At 44.7% G+C, this 17,761-nt stretch carries 13 protein-coding genes and 2 pseudogenes; 7 read left to right on the top strand and 8 right to left on the bottom strand.

All coding sequences use genetic code 11. The annotated features are described in order from the left end of the window. Positions 1-88: 88 nt before the first annotated feature. The 3 genes from PV433_RS30790 to PV433_RS34265 form a co-directional block, all read right to left on the bottom strand. The gene (locus PV433_RS30790; protein WP_332075793.1) at positions 89-469 is read right to left on the bottom strand and encodes a PIN domain-containing protein; all 381 of its coding nucleotides are present in this window, start codon (positions 467-469) and stop codon (positions 89-91) included. Next, positions 456-704: a hypothetical protein gene (locus PV433_RS30785; protein WP_332075792.1), complete on the bottom strand. Its 249-nt coding sequence runs from the start codon at positions 702-704 to the stop codon at positions 456-458. The genes PV433_RS30790 and PV433_RS30785 overlap by 14 nt, the downstream gene beginning before the upstream one ends. 89 nt (positions 705-793) lie before the next feature. Next, positions 794-1,030 carry a tyrosine-type recombinase/integrase gene (locus PV433_RS34265; RefSeq protein ID WP_442951593.1) on the bottom strand — a complete coding sequence of 79 codons (237 nt, stop codon included), beginning with the start codon at positions 1,028-1,030 and terminating at the stop codon, positions 794-796. Between the two features lie 707 nt (positions 1,031-1,737). Between PV433_RS34265 and PV433_RS30780 the strand changes: the two genes are divergently transcribed. The 5 genes and pseudogenes from PV433_RS30780 (at position 1,738) to PV433_RS30760 (ending at position 6,189) form a co-directional block, all read left to right on the top strand. Then, positions 1,738-3,066: a hypothetical protein gene (locus PV433_RS30780; protein ID WP_332075791.1), complete on the top strand. Its 1,329-nt coding sequence runs from the start codon at positions 1,738-1,740 to the stop codon at positions 3,064-3,066. Further along, positions 2,954-4,321 (top strand): SNF2 helicase-associated domain-containing protein, encoded by a 1,368-nt coding sequence (locus tag PV433_RS30775; RefSeq protein ID WP_442951592.1) that lies wholly within the window; start codon positions 2,954-2,956, stop codon positions 4,319-4,321. The genes PV433_RS30780 and PV433_RS30775 overlap by 113 nt, the downstream gene beginning before the upstream one ends. Next, positions 4,303-4,623: pseudogene (locus tag PV433_RS30770) on the top strand (helicase-related protein); the annotation flags it as partial. The gene PV433_RS30775 and the pseudogene PV433_RS30770, both read left to right, overlap by 19 nt. 16 nt (positions 4,624-4,639) lie before the next feature. Next, a complete protein-coding gene (locus PV433_RS30765) occupies positions 4,640-4,933 on the top strand; it encodes a hypothetical protein (RefSeq protein ID WP_332075788.1) in 294 nt (97 codons plus the stop codon). 171 nt (positions 4,934-5,104) lie between these two features. Continuing rightward, a pseudogene (locus tag PV433_RS30760) lies at positions 5,105-6,189 on the top strand (ankyrin repeat domain-containing protein). A 496-nt stretch (positions 6,190-6,685) separates the two neighbouring features. On the opposite strand, the gene PV433_RS30755 reads toward PV433_RS30760, so the two are convergent. The 5 genes from PV433_RS30755 to PV433_RS30735 form a co-directional block, all read right to left on the bottom strand. Further along, positions 6,686-8,326, bottom strand: a complete 1,641-nt coding sequence (locus PV433_RS30755) for an S-layer homology domain-containing protein (protein ID WP_332075787.1) — start codon at positions 8,324-8,326, stop codon at positions 6,686-6,688. A gap of 166 nt (positions 8,327-8,492) precedes the next feature. Further along, positions 8,493-10,079, bottom strand: coding sequence for an S-layer homology domain-containing protein (locus tag PV433_RS30750; protein ID WP_332075786.1), 1,587 nt, complete (start codon positions 10,077-10,079; stop codon positions 8,493-8,495). A 365-nt stretch (positions 10,080-10,444) separates the two neighbouring features. Continuing rightward, positions 10,445-12,931: an O-antigen ligase family protein gene (locus PV433_RS30745; RefSeq protein ID WP_332075785.1), complete on the bottom strand. Its 2,487-nt coding sequence runs from the start codon at positions 12,929-12,931 to the stop codon at positions 10,445-10,447. A 453-nt stretch (positions 12,932-13,384) separates the two neighbouring features. Next, on the bottom strand, positions 13,385-14,488 hold the full coding sequence (locus PV433_RS30740) for a glycosyltransferase (RefSeq protein WP_332075784.1): 1,104 nt from the start codon (positions 14,486-14,488) through the stop codon (positions 13,385-13,387). An 18-nt stretch (positions 14,489-14,506) separates the two neighbouring features. Then, positions 14,507-15,640: a glycosyltransferase family 4 protein gene (locus PV433_RS30735; protein ID WP_332075809.1), complete on the bottom strand. Its 1,134-nt coding sequence runs from the start codon at positions 15,638-15,640 to the stop codon at positions 14,507-14,509. A 600-nt stretch (positions 15,641-16,240) separates the two neighbouring features. On the opposite strand from PV433_RS30735, the gene PV433_RS30730 reads away from it, so the two are divergent. Continuing rightward, on the top strand, positions 16,241-17,005 hold the full coding sequence (locus tag PV433_RS30730) for an ABC transporter permease (RefSeq protein WP_332075808.1): 765 nt from the start codon (positions 16,241-16,243) through the stop codon (positions 17,003-17,005). 10 nt (positions 17,006-17,015) lie between these two features. Beyond that, positions 17,016-17,753: an ABC transporter ATP-binding protein gene (locus PV433_RS30725; protein ID WP_332075783.1), complete on the top strand. Its 738-nt coding sequence runs from the start codon at positions 17,016-17,018 to the stop codon at positions 17,751-17,753. Positions 17,754-17,761: the final 8 nt, after the last annotated feature.

Below are 17,761 nucleotides of genomic sequence, written 5' to 3'. Positions count from 1 at the left end.
GGAAACGCTGTTTGACCACATTTTGACCACATGAATAAAAAATAGGCTTCTCACGAGTTCAGTCGAACTCTGTGAGAAGCCTATTTTCTTAAGCGTTGCGCAGTTCATCAAGCATTTGGTTAAGCTTCTTGTCAAAAGTGAAAATGGTATGTCCACCGATTTTCGAGTAGGCGAAGAGCAGGGAGTTGACAAAATCGATTTTGATTTCACTGTAGACCTTTAAAGCTTCGAGCAGGATATTTCTGTCATGCATGGTTATGTTGCTGTAGGAGAGCAAGTTCCGTAACGAATCAAAGATATGAGCCCGCTCCACTTTATATACCTTTTCCAGTACATAGACGACTTCGGCGATGACTTCATTGGGAATAAAAATGTTGTGGTCTTCAATTTTATCTCGTGCTTGTTCAATGAACTGAGCCGCATCTTGAAGCAAATAACGTAGTATTAAATTTGCATCAACGATGTTCATGTTTTTGTTGCACACCCTTTTCCCAAGCGCCTTGTTCGAATTGAATTAAATCCAAGTTGGCGTATTGTTTCAATGCGCCTCTAGCGGTAGGCGAAGGGGATATTGCTTGTTTGAATGGAGATGGTTCTCCGATAGGCAATATGATTAATTCAACATCCTGATTCCGAAGTTCTTCAGGGAGATCGACGATATGCTTTAGTGCATCACTGTTGGTTATTTTTCTGACGAAGTTCAATTTAATCACCTTCCTTGATTTAAGTATAGCTGATTCAGAATTAACTCACAATTACCATTTACCAATCTTACAATCGCATCCCAGATGCACTAAAGGTTTTTCATAAGCTCACTGAATTTTTGGGAAGCCTCTTTTTTCATTGTCTTAGTGACGTGTAGATACACAGTCCGAATTTGTTCATCACTGCTATGACCGAGTCGTTTAATGATTTGAAAGATATCGGCTCCAGCCTCTGCTAAGAGCGATACATGCGTATGTCTCAGGGAAGGGGGATACTTCTCATTAGGTCCAGCGAGCCGTAGAAGCCGTCTCATGCGGTTATGGATCGTTTTTATGAGTTCAGGGTAACCCTTATTATGTTCTGTCTTTGCAAATACAAAGTCATGTCATAGTATGTGTCTTTATTCAACTTCTTGATTTCATTCTGGTCGTGCTTGTGCTGTGCTAACACTTCAAATACATAAGGATCAAGTTCTATTGTTCTAATTGACTTGGAGGTCTTTGGGGTCAAAAGTTGATATTCCTTCGTAACATTTCTTGGATTATAGTACGTTTTAGTGATCTTTTTTGTGAAGTCATCCATGCTTATATCGGACAACATATAGGACTGATTTCTGAAGAAATAAGACAAATAATCCACCAAGAGACTCATAAAACCTATAAAAATGCAGTTGTCTCATGGGCTTCTTGATGTAATACGGGCTGCGAAGCCTGTAGCATCAAGGGTTTCTCTACGGAGGAACGCCGTTAAACCACATACTAATGATAAAAGGCTTCTCCCGGGTTCGATTTTTGAACTTGGGGAGAAGCCTTTTGTGCTTGAACCGTGAAGGGTAGGGATTCCAAGCTAGAGCCGTTTCAACCGAAAACCTGTTTCTAATCCATAGACAAATTGTGAGTTTAACGGCCCGCGATCATAGAGTGTATACATAGTACTAGCAGGGCTTAGTCCCTTTATAGTTCATTCAACTAATTGCGAACCCTATGATTTTCTTGCTAGACTATAGGAAAACGGCTTGAAGGGAGGCAGGGAATGGGAGAGAAAGAAGCTCGGCTGAGCTACGAGCATATCGAGTATCTTTGGGAAGAGGCGCTTGCCAATTTGTCCGTGCCACTGCTGCAAGCGGGATGGGCGATGCACAGAAGTAAATCGGTCTCCCATTCAAATGTGGATGCGGAGCGATCCACTTATACTTGTAACATAGTCGACAAGGGCCGGACGTATGCGGTAATGATCGATTATGATTTTTTTAATCTGACTACTTGTGATTGCGGGAACAGTTCCTATTGTGCTCATATTGCGGCGGCAGTGATGAGCCTTCTTTCGATTCAGGGAAGACGGGTTGAACTGCTGATCCAGGATGCGGCGGAGAATGCTGCCTCGTCTACGGACAAGCGGGCCAGCACGAAGAAAACAAGCAACACCCCCAATCCGCCTTCGCTTCTAACGCCGAAGAAGTTAAAGGAGCAGAAGGAGAAGGAGCAGCTTAAGCGCCTCGAAAGCGAGCATGAGGGTCTGAAGGAGAACAGCGACGCCGAGAGCTGGAGCCTTTTGTTTACCGTCCTGTTTGAGAAGTGTCGGAGGACCCTGCACGGTCATGTATTTGGGCAATACCCGTTGCTGCTGCAGGAGCTCGATCAAGGCGGCGCGGGGCTCCCGGAGACTCTGAGAGAGTTGTACCGGATCTACATGAGACTCGAGCTGTTACACCAGCTGGAACTCGTCTGGAAGAAATCCGAGATCTCCTATTATATGTCGTACTACCAACAGTATTATCACACGTGCAATGCGATCCAAGAGGAGATTTGGGTTATTGCGCGTCAGATTAATCGTTCCGTTCTGCACAGCCGTTACAGCGATAAACTGGAGCAGACCGCACAAATGCTTCATCAGTTTATAATGGCAGGCGGAGCAAACTCTCCGGCGGGCTGGCTGACCTTGTACCGGTATTTATGGTGGGGCATGCTGAACCATTCTGTGTATGGTGAGCGGGAACTTGTGCGTCTGCAGCGACAAATGAAACGGCCGGAAGCCACTCTGGAGCAAGTGGAGCTTGCGAGACTGGCTCTTCTCCATATGAGGATGCTGGAGGGAGACGAGCAGTCGGCCCTGGACCTATTCGCGCAGCAAACCGTATTAAAGGACCCGATGTTGCTGGCCGCGTATTTGCATTATTTTAAACAAACCGACAGATGGGATACGCTTCAAAAGTGGCTTCGGTGGATGGTCCCCTTCATGAAACAGGACGATGAGGAATTTCTGGGGGCGTATGCTCATGATTTCTGGGAACCTTGTGAAACGGACGGGAAAGCTGGACGAGCTGCTGCAAGCAATGACCGAGCTTCTGCCATACAGCAGTGACATCTACAGTGAACTGTTGCTTAAAATGAAGCAATACCGATTGTGGGTAGATTTGCAGATGACGTTGGATTACTCCCCCGGCGAACTGGACGATTCCGATTTGAGGAAGGTATCCGCAGGACAGCCCTTGGCCGAGCCCCTTCCGTCGCTTCATTTCGTATTTCAGTGGGATTCGACGAGCGGAGTCTGCAGACGCTTGGCCAGACTGCTGAAGGATTGCTTGTCCGAGGGGCGCTTCAAGCCTTCCTACAAGAAGTGGCAAGCCGGAGGATGGGGGTGGGAGCTGCTGCCTGACGAGTCACAGCGTTCGGAGCTGGACACGGTAACCGGTTTAGCTTTGGCGGCGGGCCTGGGGGCTCCGGACCGATGGCTGGACGATATCTTGCTGGAGTGGTCGGGAACCGTTCCTGCGGTGGCGGGTGCATGGGAGGTCGTGTCCGAGCAACATCCTGCTGTACCTGTACAAGCGATCTTGAAGAACGGAGATCCGGGCCAGCGAAAAAGGGGCGAAGAAACGACGTCCCTCTGGGCGGATGAAGAAGATTGGCTCATTGGAATCGGCTGGACAACGGATGCGGTTCCGTTCCAGACCTGCCTTCGTTTAACCGAGCCGGATTACGAAGAGGGCGACAGCTGGCAGTTGAACATCGTGCTGCAGGATAAGGATAATCCATCCTATGTGGTTGAATACGGTATGTTCGGGACGGCAGCCGGCGAGATTGCTGAAGGACAGAGACAGATTGCTGCAGCAGCGGCGCCTGAAGCGATCGATGTTTCCGGGAGGAGAAGGGCGTTCGAAAGCGTGGGTACCGATTTCCCGGTTGAAGCCACCACGCCCCGTATTCCTGAACGATGGAAAGACAAGCTGGACGAGCGGGTAGCCAAGCAAATGCACAAGTGGTGTGCCATCGCTCCGTGGCTCGGAGAAGTTCGTTCCGGGCTGCTGGCCGACGATGAGGCTTGGAGGCTTCTGGAGGAAGTTAGCGTCAAGCTGCTGCAGGCAGGCACGGTCGTTCTTCTCCCGGGCTGGTGGGAAGAGGTGAAGCGGCAAAAACCGCGGCTGAAAGCGATTTTGAGGTCATCGGTAGGCTCGGCCAATGAATCGTTTGTCGGCATGGACCAGTTGATGCAGTTCGACTGGAAAGTAGCGGTAGGCGACCAAACGATAACGGAGGAGCAATTCCGGCAGTTGGCATCGCAAAACAAACGGCTGGTCCGGATACGGCGGGAAGGCATGTGTTTATTCTCTCCCTGAAGGCCGGAGGAACTGGACTGAATTTGACGGGGGCGAACCATGTTTTCCATTTCGACCGCTGGTGGAACCCGGCTGTGGAGAACCAGGCGACGGACCGGGCGTTTCGGATCGGGCAAACCCGCAACGTTCAGGTACACAAGTTTGTGACCCTCGGTACGATTGAGGAACGGATCGACGATATGATCGAGCGGAAGCAATCGCTTAATGAGCAGATCGTAGGAGGCGAGAGCTGGATTACCGAGATGTCGACGGGGGAGCTCCAGCAGTTGTTCCACCTGCGCAAGGAATGGATCGATAAGTAAACAGGGGGTGGCAGCGATGTCCAAGCGCAAAAGGGAGAAGATGAAGGAGAAAGCGGCGAGGCATGCCAAATCGGCTCGTCCGTCGGGGAATGGCGAAGCGCCGTCCCCGTCTTCGTCCGCGTCAAGTACAAATACAAAGAGAACGGGTAAAGAGGCGATCGTAAACACGAAGAATAAAACAACTCCCAAATCCGAGAGCAAAGGCACTGTTTCTTCCCGGCAGATCGATATGAAGGATGAGCATTTCAAGGGGATGTCTCCCGCTTGGAGAAGGCTGTACGAGGAGATCGCCAAGACTGCGCGACAATAGGTGAGCGGGCTGGGGGCGACTTGGTTCTGTCTGATCGGCTGAGGTATTTCCTTTGGGTGGATCTTCAGTAGGACCATACATCCATCCAATATATTGTAGGAAGGTTGATCGCATTCGTGGACGGGTTTCCCCGCGTACTTTACTAGAACATACGAGACAGGTGATCAAGAGATGATTCAGCTTAAAGATATTGGCAAATTTGAGACTCTGCCCGAGCTTGCGATGCATATTCATTCCGGTAATGTCTCCGCCCTTACCGGGGCGCTCGGAGCGGCTGGGATATTGAACAAGGCCTCGTTCTATCGAAATACACGACTTTAAGTCCTTTGGAGCTTGCATTGATCTCAGAGCAGTTCGAAGTGGTGAAGCTGCTGGTGCAGCACGGGGTACATTTGAATGTGAAAAACAATCCGTCCTTCTTAATCGCGGTTCGTTATTGCGGGGAAGAAATTGTCCGGTATGTGGTCGCGCACGGAGCCATGATGGATGCCCTGAATCAGGTGAAATCCGGTGCCTACGATCAAGCCTATTATGGTAACAAAAAGAATCTTCCTCTTATCTATGAGCTCGGTCTGGATATTAAGAAGCATGGCGGGAGGACGCTGAGAAAGGCGGTCTCCGATCGGGATTATAAGACGATAGCCTTTTTCTTGGAACGCGGTACGGATATTAACTTCAACGAACCCGATATGGTGTATCCTTACAAAGCTACTCCATTAACAGTCGCGGCCCGAAATGGCGATTTATCGATGGTGAAGTATCTCGTCGAACACGGAGCCGATGTTACGATAGCGGAAAAGGGGGGAGAGCGGGCGTATACGATTGCGGTAAGCAACAACCATCCAGAAATGGCGGAATACTTAAAATCTCTGGAGCCGCCGGAATTTCATAATTTACACAATAAGTTGTATGCCCTGGAGAGCTATAAGCTGCCAAAGGATCTCATAGCCTTTCTCACAGGGGACGAGCTTCGGATTTCATTACCGGACAACGATGTACAGGTAAACTATGTTCAGTTTTTCTCCCTCACCGATACGGTTGAGATGAAAGCCGGACGCCAAAAGCTGCTGGTCTTGTCCTCCGAGATGGACAACTACTCCCATATCCGGCTGGTATGGAATCCAAAGAAAAAATGTATCGGCTATTATGACGAAGAGCACCAGGAGTATGCCGATGTGTGCAGCTTCGCAGAGTTCGTGGCCCAGCCTGAAGTCTACATCGTGAAGATATTTGAGGGAGAACTGGCTTCAGACTGAGAGGTCGATTAGTTCTGTAAGAAGGCTGAGAAAACATTGCGTTGACCCGGATCACGATGAGATTATTGTCGTTGTTCGGGTCTTTGGGTTGTTTGTTGTATGGAGTGTTGCTGAACGTATGTACTCGATGATGAAATTTGAGAATTTGCCGTTTGTGATGGGGGCCTGGTCAAAAGATTGCTGATGATCCAGGCTTACACTTCTACTCTCCCTTTTGAAAGTTTCAGAGATACTCAATTTTGGAATCTTATATCGTTTCTCTTCGCTGCTCGCGGGAATATTTGTGGCTCCTCACGTAGCGACTGTCTCGAGCCGCAACCCGGCAACCCCGAACCCGAACCCGGACCCGGACCCGAACCCGAACCCGAACCCACCCCCGAACCCACCCCCGAACCCACCCCCCAAAAACATATCCCATCCCAAAAACAAAACCTGAAAATCAAAAACCACCGCACACCCCGATAGGGCGGCGATGGTTTCGGTCGGTTTCCCGATATCAATCAATAAAGTCCAGCTTGCTCAAAACTCGTTTAAGCATCGTTACCGTTTGAGCGCGTGTCGCCGAACGGTACGTTTCAAGCTCCGTGTCGGATATGCCGACCATAAAGCCTGCGGACAACGCTTTGGCAACCTCTGTATCCGCCCAAACGATCCATTCGGTGTCGTTCCATTCGGCCAACAGTTTGGATTGCTTAGAGGCGTCCATAGCGATCTCGCCGCCTGCATACTGATAAGCCCGGACGATAATCGCCGCCAGCTCTTCCCGTGTAATCGAATCATTAGGACGGAACGTATCGTCTTCGTACCCGTTGATGATACCGGCTTTCGCTGCAGCTGCAATGATGCCGGAGTACCAGTCACTCGTCCTGACGTCGCTAAAATAGGTCACGCCATTAATCTCAACAAGACCAAAAGCACGCACGGCCAGTGCAACAAACTCAGCACGGGTCAAGTTACGGTTCGGCTCAAACGTTGAGTCGGTAGCGCCTTCGACGATCAATTTGCTGGCGAGCAGCTCGATATCCGATTTGGCCCAGTGACCGCTTACGTCGTTAAACGTTTTGTTAAGCTCGATTACGGCATAAATGCTGTTCCCCGTGCGCCAGAACGTTGCTTCCGAGTCTGTGATCGAACCTGGTACGAAGCTAAGCTTCCGGGTATCCGGATTGTACAGGACGATTGCAGCGGACTTGGAAGGCTTTTGCAGCAGCGGGATTTTACGCTTCACGTACTGATCGAATACATGAACCGGTTTCTTATTGCCGTCTTTCCCTTCAACCGCGAACTGAACATCGAACGCATTGGATAACGCCTTTGCGCCAAGTTTTTCAATAGCATCAGCTACAGATTCGGCTGCATCTCCGGACAGCAGCTTCATTCCGACATGAATATTCACATCGGAGATATCCGACTGTACCGCGTCCGCAAGCTGTTTCAAATCGATAGCACCCAGAGGCAGTATGTAAGAGCCTTCTTTAGAAACAATATTCAAAACCGAACCGTGTTGGGCGCCGACAAGAGCCGATGCCGGAATAGAAGCCGATTCCCCTTTAACGCGGATTGTGACTTCTTTGTACTTGGCAAGTGCGGCTTTCAGTTTATCTGCGTCGACTTTACCGTCGTCGGATGCATCGATTACGTCGGTCACGTCACCCGGTTGTTCCGAGCCGCCGCCTTCGTTACCGTTGTTTCCGCCATTTTCGGAACCGCCGCCAGTACTGCCGCCACTACCCGAACCAGGATCGGGATCCGGATCCGGATCGCTATCGTCGGATTCGCGGTGAACAAGACCTGTAGCCTCGCCGCCGTAGGAGAAATAAACAGCGTCGTATACGGACGATATAACCATATTATCCACTCTGTAAGTAGACGTTTGATTCTCGTATACAGTCAGGGTTACCGAAATGTCCCTAATATGAGTTCCATCTCTGCCGTATACCCCCAGAGTGATCGGGGAGTGATTATAGACCGCATCTCCAATCGTCCCATCAAACTTGATTTGACCGGACAAATTCCCGTCGTAGGCGAAGGAGCCGCCAAATTTCATCGAGGCCGATGCGAGGACAGGGAGCAGCATCGATACAATCATTAGAGCTGCAAGTAGCTGCGACGTTTTTTTCCACATTTTCTTCTTCATTAGTAGGTTCCCGCTCCTTCTTTTATTGTAGCTCATCTCGTCTTTCCACCTCCTTCCATAAGGGCATCAACTACACTTAACCAATGGCAGGGGATTTGAAACAGGAGAATAGAAAAAAAATGAAAAACCATGCTTCCCCATGAGGAAGCATGGCCGGACACATCCATTACTCGATAAAATTAACTTCCGATAAGAACCGTTTCAGCATAGCGGCTGTTTGTGCACGTGTCGCTTGCCCGTATGTCTCCAGAGTTGTATCGGTCATCCCGTTCATCAAACCGGATGCGATGGCTTGTGCAACTTCTTTGTGACCCCAGACGATCCGATCGCTGTCAGACCATTTGGACAAGATTTGGGCTTGAGTGGAAGCGTCCACCGTAGTCTTGCCGCCCGCATACTTGTATGCTCTTACTACAATCGCAGCAAGCTCTTCGCGAGTAATCTGGGCGTTCGGACGGAACGTACTGTCTTCGTAGCCGTCTACGAGACCGGCTTTAGCGGCGGCGCCGACAACGCCGGCATACCAATCGCTTCCATTCACATCGTTAAAGTACGTTGCGTCTGATACGGTGCTCAGTCCTAGCGATCTAACGATCAGCGCGGCAAATTCGGCACGGGTAATGTTGCGATCCGGCTCAAAAGTCGTATCCGTTACACCGTCGATAATCAGTTTGCCGGCCAGCAGATCAATGTACGATTTCCCCCAGTGCGAGGTCACGTCCGTGAACGATTTGGAAAGTTCCAGTGCTGTGTACACGCTGTTGCCGTTGCGCCAGAACTCGGCTTCCGTGTCGGAAAGCTGGCCTGGAACGAAGCTGAGCGTCTTGGAGCTTGTGTTAAACAGCGCAACCGTACCTGTAACGGAAGGCTTCTCCGAAAGAGGCAGCTTGCGTTTGATGTACCGGTCGAACGAGTCGATTGCCGCTTTTTTACCGTCCTTGCCTTCGATCGAGATCGAGAAATCGACAGCGTCAGCCAACTGCTTACCGCCTAGTGCGGAGATAGCATCGGATACCGCTTTGGCTTCGTCGCCGGTCAGTTTCTTAATGCCGATGTTCAGCTTCAGATCGGCTGTGCTGGAATCAATTTGCTTCGCTAACACTTCAAAATCGAAAGCATCAAGCGGCAAAATATAGGCGCCATGATCCGTAACGATATTCAGGATCGAACCCTCTTTTGCATTCAATAAAGCCGACACCGGAATGGATACCAAATCTCCATTCACCTTGATCGTTACATCCGTGAACTTATCGAGTGCATTTTTCAAATCATTGGCGTTTACCGTCCCATTGGAAGCCTCGATTACACTTCCGTTAGTCGGTGGAATAAATCCGCCGCCACCGCCAATGCCACCGCCACAATATGTACAAGGAGTTGATGGCTGACGGTATACATTTTCCGTTACACTGTTGTCGTATTTGAAGTAGATGGCGTCGTATACACTATTTAATACTGTGCTTGGAATACTGTAATAAGAAGTGCCATCCTCGTAGGTTGCTTTCGTAACTTGTAGCGTTCGAATAAATTCTCCGTTTTTGCTGTAAACGCCAACGGTTACCGTATTTTGCCCATAAACGTCATCCCCGACAGTATCTCCGTCGTTGTTGAAATAGACATTCCCGCTCACAGTCCCATTGGAACTAAAAGTACCTGAAAAATAAATGCCTGCGGACGCAAGGGCTGGAACGAGCATGGACAAGATCAGTAGAGTAGCCAGCAAGCCAGAGGTCTTCTTCGTGATCGTTTTGTTCAACAATCGTCTCCCGCTCCTTCTCTTTATTTGGTTATCGTTTGGGAGGAAATAGAGTCTCCTCATAAGCTTCCGTTCACCTCCTTTCCGGGAAGACGTCCATCTTTATTACCCTACCTATAAAGATTCGAAACAATTGGTATTTTTAATGGGGGTTGGAGATGAATTCCATTCAGAAAAAATTTTCATGGAGGGATTTGTAATTGATGGTAGCCAGTGGAGGAAAGAAAACCCTCGCTCTCCTGGAGGGAGAAGCGAGGGTGTAGGTTAAGATGGTTTTTGGCTAAGTGTCTTGACCGGCCAAGCAAAAGTACAACTCCCGACACGCGGCGCTCGGCCCCACTGCGACTGTCGAACCATTGTCATTCTTATTGCATTTGCAGCAATTTCTCAATTTCGTTTTTCTCGTTCGGATTTTTGGCAACCAGCTTGTTATACAACTCTTGGTCCGACTTTCCTTGCTTCATAACAGAGGCCAAGTACCAGCGAATGATGGTCTGGATATTCGCATCGTCAATATTGCCGCCAATGGAGCCTTTTAATGTTTCAGCAGCAGCATTGTAATCACCTTTACCGTAGTAGGCTTGGCCTGCTGCAGAGATCAGAGTGACGGAAAGATCGAAGGCTGCCCCTTGCATTTGAGCATCCGGCAACGTCTTCAGATGTTCAATCTTCTGGATAACGGTCTGGTATGCCCCGATCACCTTATCCGCATGTTGATCCGCTAAAGCTTTGTTGTTACCTGCTCGAGCGGACTGACTACGCTGCAAATGCATCGTAGCAAAACTGTCGTACAACGAAGTGTCCCAAGGATACTTCTCTAACCCTTCTGTAGCCAGCTCCAACAATTTATCTTGATCGTTTTTCAGCGAATACAGTTGGTACTCTTGTCCATATATAGACTTGTTATGAGGCTCCTTGGTTCTCGCAGCTTGAATCAAAGTGACAGCCTCGTTGAATATATTTTCATCCTTGTTCTGGGAGTACAGCTGTATCAGAAAACCAACTTTGGTAAGCACATAATCGGGATGCGTCGCTTTTAAATCTAACGCTCCGTTCAGCGGATTCATAATCTCCTGCAGCGGTTTTTGAGCTGCTGCGTTGTTTAAGGACGCAGCGAACCTGGAGTTTGCGCTCATGGAGGTTGCAGAATAAATGAATGTAACAATAGCAATGACCCCAAGCATAATCGGATAGGAGATCCGCCACTTCGTAAAAAAGCTTTTATTCGTAAATGCCAGTTCCTTCGTTGAAAAGCCGGAAACCATCCCGCCGAGACAAAGGAAAACAAGCGAAGCGATAAAGGCGTAACTCATCTCAAAGTCAATTACACTGTGAACGAGCAGAGAAATCGCAATAATGTAGAAAATAAAAGTGTTTCGGCGTGATGTTTCATTACTCGTTATATACGACCGGATATACTGGTACATAATGTACAGCAGGAATGCAGCTAAGATTACAATTCCGAGCGTGCCCACTTCAATCCAAAATTGAAGGAAGAAGTTATGCGCTTGTCTACTGGTGTACGGGTTGTTCTGGTATTTCTCATACAAAGCGGCCCATCCGCCGCCGCCGGCCCCAGTGATCGGGTAATCGCCGATTAGCTTGAACGCATCTTTGTAGAAGGTTGTCCGTTCCAATACACTATGCTGCTCAAAGTTAATATTTTCTATCCGTTTTTCGAGCGTGTCGGGCAACATTTTACGAATCGGCGAATCGCTGGTCAGAATATAAAAGCCGATAAGCCCGACCACAACGGCCAACACGGGCAGAGCAAACGACGAGAATTTAAAGGATAGCCACGATACTTGCTTTTCCAAAAAACGAATGCCGAGAAAACGGTGAATCAGGAACGTAACGGCTGCGACTCCAACAGTAGCGATTAGGAGGTACGTCCAGCCTTCCAACACTTTGGGATCGGATAAGCCCAGCAAAGATACTTTGCCATCAGGGGTCCGTGTCGCTAATATTCTGGATACGATGTCGTTCCCTACAGCATTCATCTTGTCCGTAATGGCGAACGAACCTAAGCTGGCAATAACCAGATATCCTAAAAATAAAAACTGTTTTTTAAGCGATATAAACGGGAGGACCAGTAGCAGCACAAACGGGATGACGACGATGCCCCCCCGCGAGAGAGTAAGCCAAAATGATACAATAATAGGGACGAGCATCAAACTATGTCCAGCTATGGCGTACCATTTCCGGGAATGAACAAGAAGATACAAGCAAGCAAATAACGCTGCCATCAGAAAAGCCGCATACGCATTGGCATATTGGAACACGGAAGTGAGACGCAGACCTTGGTCTGTCAACATAATGCCATCCCTTGCATAAGCGTTGCCAAACAAGTTCAAAATCCCGTACAGCACGATGACATAACTGCAAATCACAATCGCGTTTCGAAGGATACTGTTACCTAATTGGTTTTTATTCAAATAAATACCTATAACAAAAAATGACGAGTACATGATTTGAAGGAAAATCATCTTCGTGGACAAATGGTCCGAAGCCGCTGTGAACGAAGAAATCACATAAGTCAGTGGAATCAGCCATACACCAATCGACAATAAATCCGTCCGATCCTTTAGCTTCCAGTTACTGAAAAAATAAATTGCGATGAAAATCAGGATGAACGAACTCCAAAGCAGCGCGGAAAAAATCGGGCTTTCGAACGAATTGACCGCAAAGAGCTGGTTGGACTCGCCGTTAAATAAAGCCGTCTGAAACGAAGAAAAAAACAAAAACGCGACTACAAAAAACACAGTTAGCCAGTAAAAAATCGATGTTTCCTCTGTATTGCGCTGCCTCTGCTTGGCAGCTTTGCTACTTTTACCGTAGACGGGTTGACTCATTCCAGTATTACCTCGTTTCTCTTCTCCTTATATATGGTGTTATTTTATCATTGGTCCTATAAATAATAAATTAGATAGTTTCACAATTATATATTTTAGAAAAGATCATTAATATAGCTAGGCAAACAGATGATCCATTCAGAGAGTTGGCAGGAGATAGACGACTTTCCAAAAATCTATGCTTTTGATATTTGAAAGGAACGAGGCCAACAGTTATTACACAGTCTGGTAAGCTCAAGTCATGTACAATGTCTACAAGAAAATAAACTAACCTGGCATTGTTTCCTCCTGGGGCTGACCATTTATCAGCTCGGTGCTGAGAATCGCCAACATTCCCGTTCCTTTGGATAAAACATCAAAACTCAACCGACAGGTCGCAGGGTGACCGAAAACAGATACAGCCTTCGAAGTCTGGCGTTATTGATGCTAAAACTGCGAAAATTGATTATTTAACTAGACTAACTCAGTTCTAAACTCGTTGGTCGTACGTTGGATAAAGTCCTTTATTTCAAGCTTAAACCGATCAATATTAAATGTTTTTGCATGATTATAAATATCTTCACTATTAAAATTCATAATTCTAAATTGAGATAGAGCATCAATTAGACTGTCAACAGTTGGTTCGTTAAAATAAATACCTGTAATACCATTTATAACTGTCTCTAATGCGCCGCCTTTACCATAGGCAATGACAGGTTTACCGTGACCTTGAGCCTCCAAAGGAGTGATTCCAAAATCTTCTTCACCTGCTAAAATAGCAGCGGAACATTTTGAATAGTATTCATGTATTACTTCATCCGATTGATAACCAAGCATTGTAATGGTTGAGCCAGCCATACGTTTTAATCGAGGATAGTCATATCCATCACCAATAATCACTAGTGGGAGATGTAATTTGTTAAAAGCTTCGATTACCAAATCTATTCTTTTGTATGGAATTAGTCGAGAAACGATAAGAAAGAAGTCCTCGTTTCGAGATGATATCTCTAAATGGGCTAAAGATACTGGTGGATGAATAACATGACTTTCACGACCATAGTACTTATTAATTCGATGAGAAACATTATGGGAATTACTAATGTAGGAATCTACCCGTTGGGCGCTGATTTGGTCCCATAATCGAATTTTATGTAGAACATGCGGCAAGATCCTTTTGAATATTGGGTTTGAAATCTCCAACATATACTGATGATACAGATCCCATACATAACGCATTGGGGTATGACAATAGCAGATGTGGATTTGTGACGGATTTGTTATAACCCCTTTAGCGAATGCACTTGATGAACTCAGTACTAAATCATATCCGCGTAAGTCAAATTGCTCTATTGCTAATGGGAAAAGGTTAATCATTTTTTTATAATGCTTTAGAGAAAAGGGGAGAGACTGTATAAATGAATTATGAATTTCAACTTCTTGAAATCTTTGAGGCAATTTTGTAATGTCAGAAATCAATGTATAGATAGGAGCATTGGGATAAAGATCCATGAATGATTCCAATACACGTTCAGCACCACCATATTGATTGAGGTAATCATGTACAAGTGCGATTTTCATGTTTATCTCCTTTAATAATTAGCTGTCGTAAATTTTCTCATAAACTGCTATTGTTTCATGAGCGACTTTGTTCCAGCTAAAATCTCTGGATCTTTTCAAAGCTAAACGAGAATAATGTTTTCGCAATGAACTATTTGTCAAAAATAGGTGAAGTTTTTCAGCCCATCCTTCATAGTCAAAAGGTGGCACGAGTTCTCCTGCATCTCCAATAACTTCTGGTATGGAAGAGACATCTGATCCAATTACAGGTGTTCCACATTGCATTGCTTCAAGCAAAGGAATACCAAAACCCTCATATATGGACGGTAGTACGAATACTGTCGCTCCATTATATAAATGGACAAGGTCCTCATCATCAACGAAACCCAAAAAAATGACATCATTTTCAAGTGAATGTTGTTGAACCCAATCATATATTGCGGAATATTTCCAACCTTGCGCACCTACTATAACTAACTTTCCAAAGCAATTAGAATTTTTTTTAAGAAGAAGAAATGCCTTGAGTAAGCCTAATAAGTTTTTTCTTGGCTCAAGAGTTCCTACGAATAAAATATACTGATCAGGGAGATGATATTTATTAAGGATTATCTTATACTCTGATTTATCCAGAGGCTTAAATGAATTCCCTCCAGCTAATGGTATAACATCAATCTTTGATTCTGGCACATTAAGCAAAGAAACAATATCATTCTTTGTTTGTTGGGAAATTGCAATTATATGATCGCACTTTTCGACACTATATGGGACCCACTTCATATGATGATTGTAAATATGTTTATTTGTTGTTTCAGGAAATAGCATAAACGCTAAGTCATGAATAGTGACTATTGACTTTCCTCTTATAGTAGGTGTATGCACAAAGTTTGTTCCGTGAAAAATGTCGGCTTTTTCTTTTGTAAACATATCATAAGGAAAGTTGTATAGTACATTTGGTCTCATTATCTTCTTAATTATTCTATATGGATAAAACTGGTTTATAATATTTGCTTGTGAAAATGTAAAGGGCAAGTGTTCTTTACTAATTCGTTGTAAGTGGGAATTGAAAGCCGGAAATACCTTCAGATGGCTACTTTTTAGCATATCATATAAACAATAAGTATACCTAAAGACACCCGATTTTGGGCCTAATAAAGGTTGAGCATCCAAGAACACTTTCAAGATACGACACTCCCTTAAATATCATCAAAGGTAAGTACTAAATTGGATGAAAATTGGTCCGGATAACCTCCTAATTATTTTCCGGAAGTTTGAGCGTCACCACCTAACATGTAATAATAAAATCCTCTGATGTATACAGTTCGACATATGAGTCTGTTTTCCTTGTGAAATCTTATTACTCAACTTTCACAGCCTCGAATTAGCCTGAACTCCATGCGGCTGTGAGATGGAAAGTGTCAGCAAACCATGCAAAAAGAAAGGCGTGTAACCCCAATGATGCACAGGCTTTTCTTCTTGTATGCGGATAAAGTTCGTGACTAGGAGTACAGGGCCGCCCTAGGTTTTCCAGTAATTTAAGCTTAGTATTTTATAATAAAGTGCAATGTATGAGAACATTTAAGGGACTGTAGATTTAGCAAGTAATATGTTATATTGTAGGGTATGGTAAGAGAAATTGTAAAACTTCCTCAAATTTTTAGATCTAACAAGTAACTATAGCGTTATTATTGAATTGACTATGGATTAATATTCCCCCCCCAATGGTACTAAATAACACAATCGTGAATTCTGGAGTGAATTAATGTGATAAAAAAAATGTCCGAATTGTACAAATATAGACACATGCTATTAACAATGATTCTAAGCAACATGAGAACAAGATATAAAGGATCGTTTTTTGGATTTTTATGGACGTTGCTTAATCCTTTATTACTACTAGGTGTTTATTCGTTGGTTTTTTCTGTGGTAATGCGAGTAGATATTCCTTATTATACAGTTTATTTATTTATTGGATTGCTTGGATGGGTTATGTTTCAATCTGCGATATCAGATAGTGTTGTAACCATGATTGCCAACGCTAATTTAATTAAAAAAATCTACTTCCCAAGAGAGATATTACCAATATCACAAGTGCTTGCAAGTGTAGTTAATTACTTGTTTAGTCTTGTAGTGTTGTTTCTATCCTTCTTCTGGTTTGGTATGAAGATTCCTATTACGATTTTGTATTTACCAATTATACTATTGATCCAGATTATACTAATGATTGGCATTTCACTTCTTGTTTCTTCTGTTCAAGTGTTTTTTAGAGACCTGCAGCATATATTAAATATCTTTATGCTGGTTTGGTTCTATTTTACTCCAATTGTTTATGTTCAATCCATGATTCCCGATCAATATATGACTTATTTTATGTTAAATCCTATGTTTTATATTATAAGTTCATATCAAGATATCTTTTATAATGGTTCGGCACCAGATCTTGGGAATCTCACTATCGCCTTCATATACGCAATATGTTTGTTGATAATTGGATGGAAAGTGTTTGCTAGATTAAATAGACAAATAGCAGAAGAATTATAAGGAGAATAATATGCCTGTTATTAAAGCGGAGAATTTGTCGAAAAATTTTAAAATATTTCATCGCAAAAACTCGACATTAAAGGAAAAAATAATTTTTTTTAAACAAAAAGATTTTACTTTATATGAAGCTGTTAAAAATGTCTCCTTTCAAATTGATAAAGGAGAATCTGTTGCATTAATCGGCAAAAATGGGTCTGGAAAAAGTACGATATTGAAACTATTAACCAGAATCATCTATCCCGATTTTGGTACAATCGAAATGAATGGGACTGTATCAAGTTTATTAGAGTTAGGAGCTGGCTTTCATCAAGATTTTACAGGTAAAGAGAATATTTTCTTGAATGCATCGATTTTAGGGTTCTCTAAGCAGCAAATATTAGAAAAACTTGATGAGATTATCGATTTTTCTGAATTAGGACAGTTTATTAACAATCCTGTTAAGACATACTCTTCAGGTATGTACATGAGATTAGGTTTTTCGGTCGCTACTATAGTTAACCCAGATATTATACTTATTGATGAAGTATTGACTGTTGGAGATGCGGCCTTTCAACGTAAATGCATCGATAAACTAATGCAGTTTAAAGCTGAAGGGAAGACTATCGTTTGTGTAAGTCACGATGCCTCTATAATTGAGGCGTTATGTGATAAAGCTATTTGGATTAATAATGGTTCGAAAATGATGGAGGGCCAAGCAAAAGAAGTCGTTAATGGGTATATGGAATATATGGAAGAGAATGGTGTCTAAGATGAAAC

This window comes from Paenibacillus sp. GYB004 (genome assembly GCF_036577605.1).
In the GTDB taxonomy this organism is placed as follows: Bacteria; Bacillota; Bacilli; order Paenibacillales; family NBRC-103111; genus Paenibacillus_AB; species Paenibacillus_AB oceani.
The sequence above is the reverse complement of the archived record's forward strand: the minus strand, read 5'-3'. Positions and strand labels throughout refer to the sequence as shown.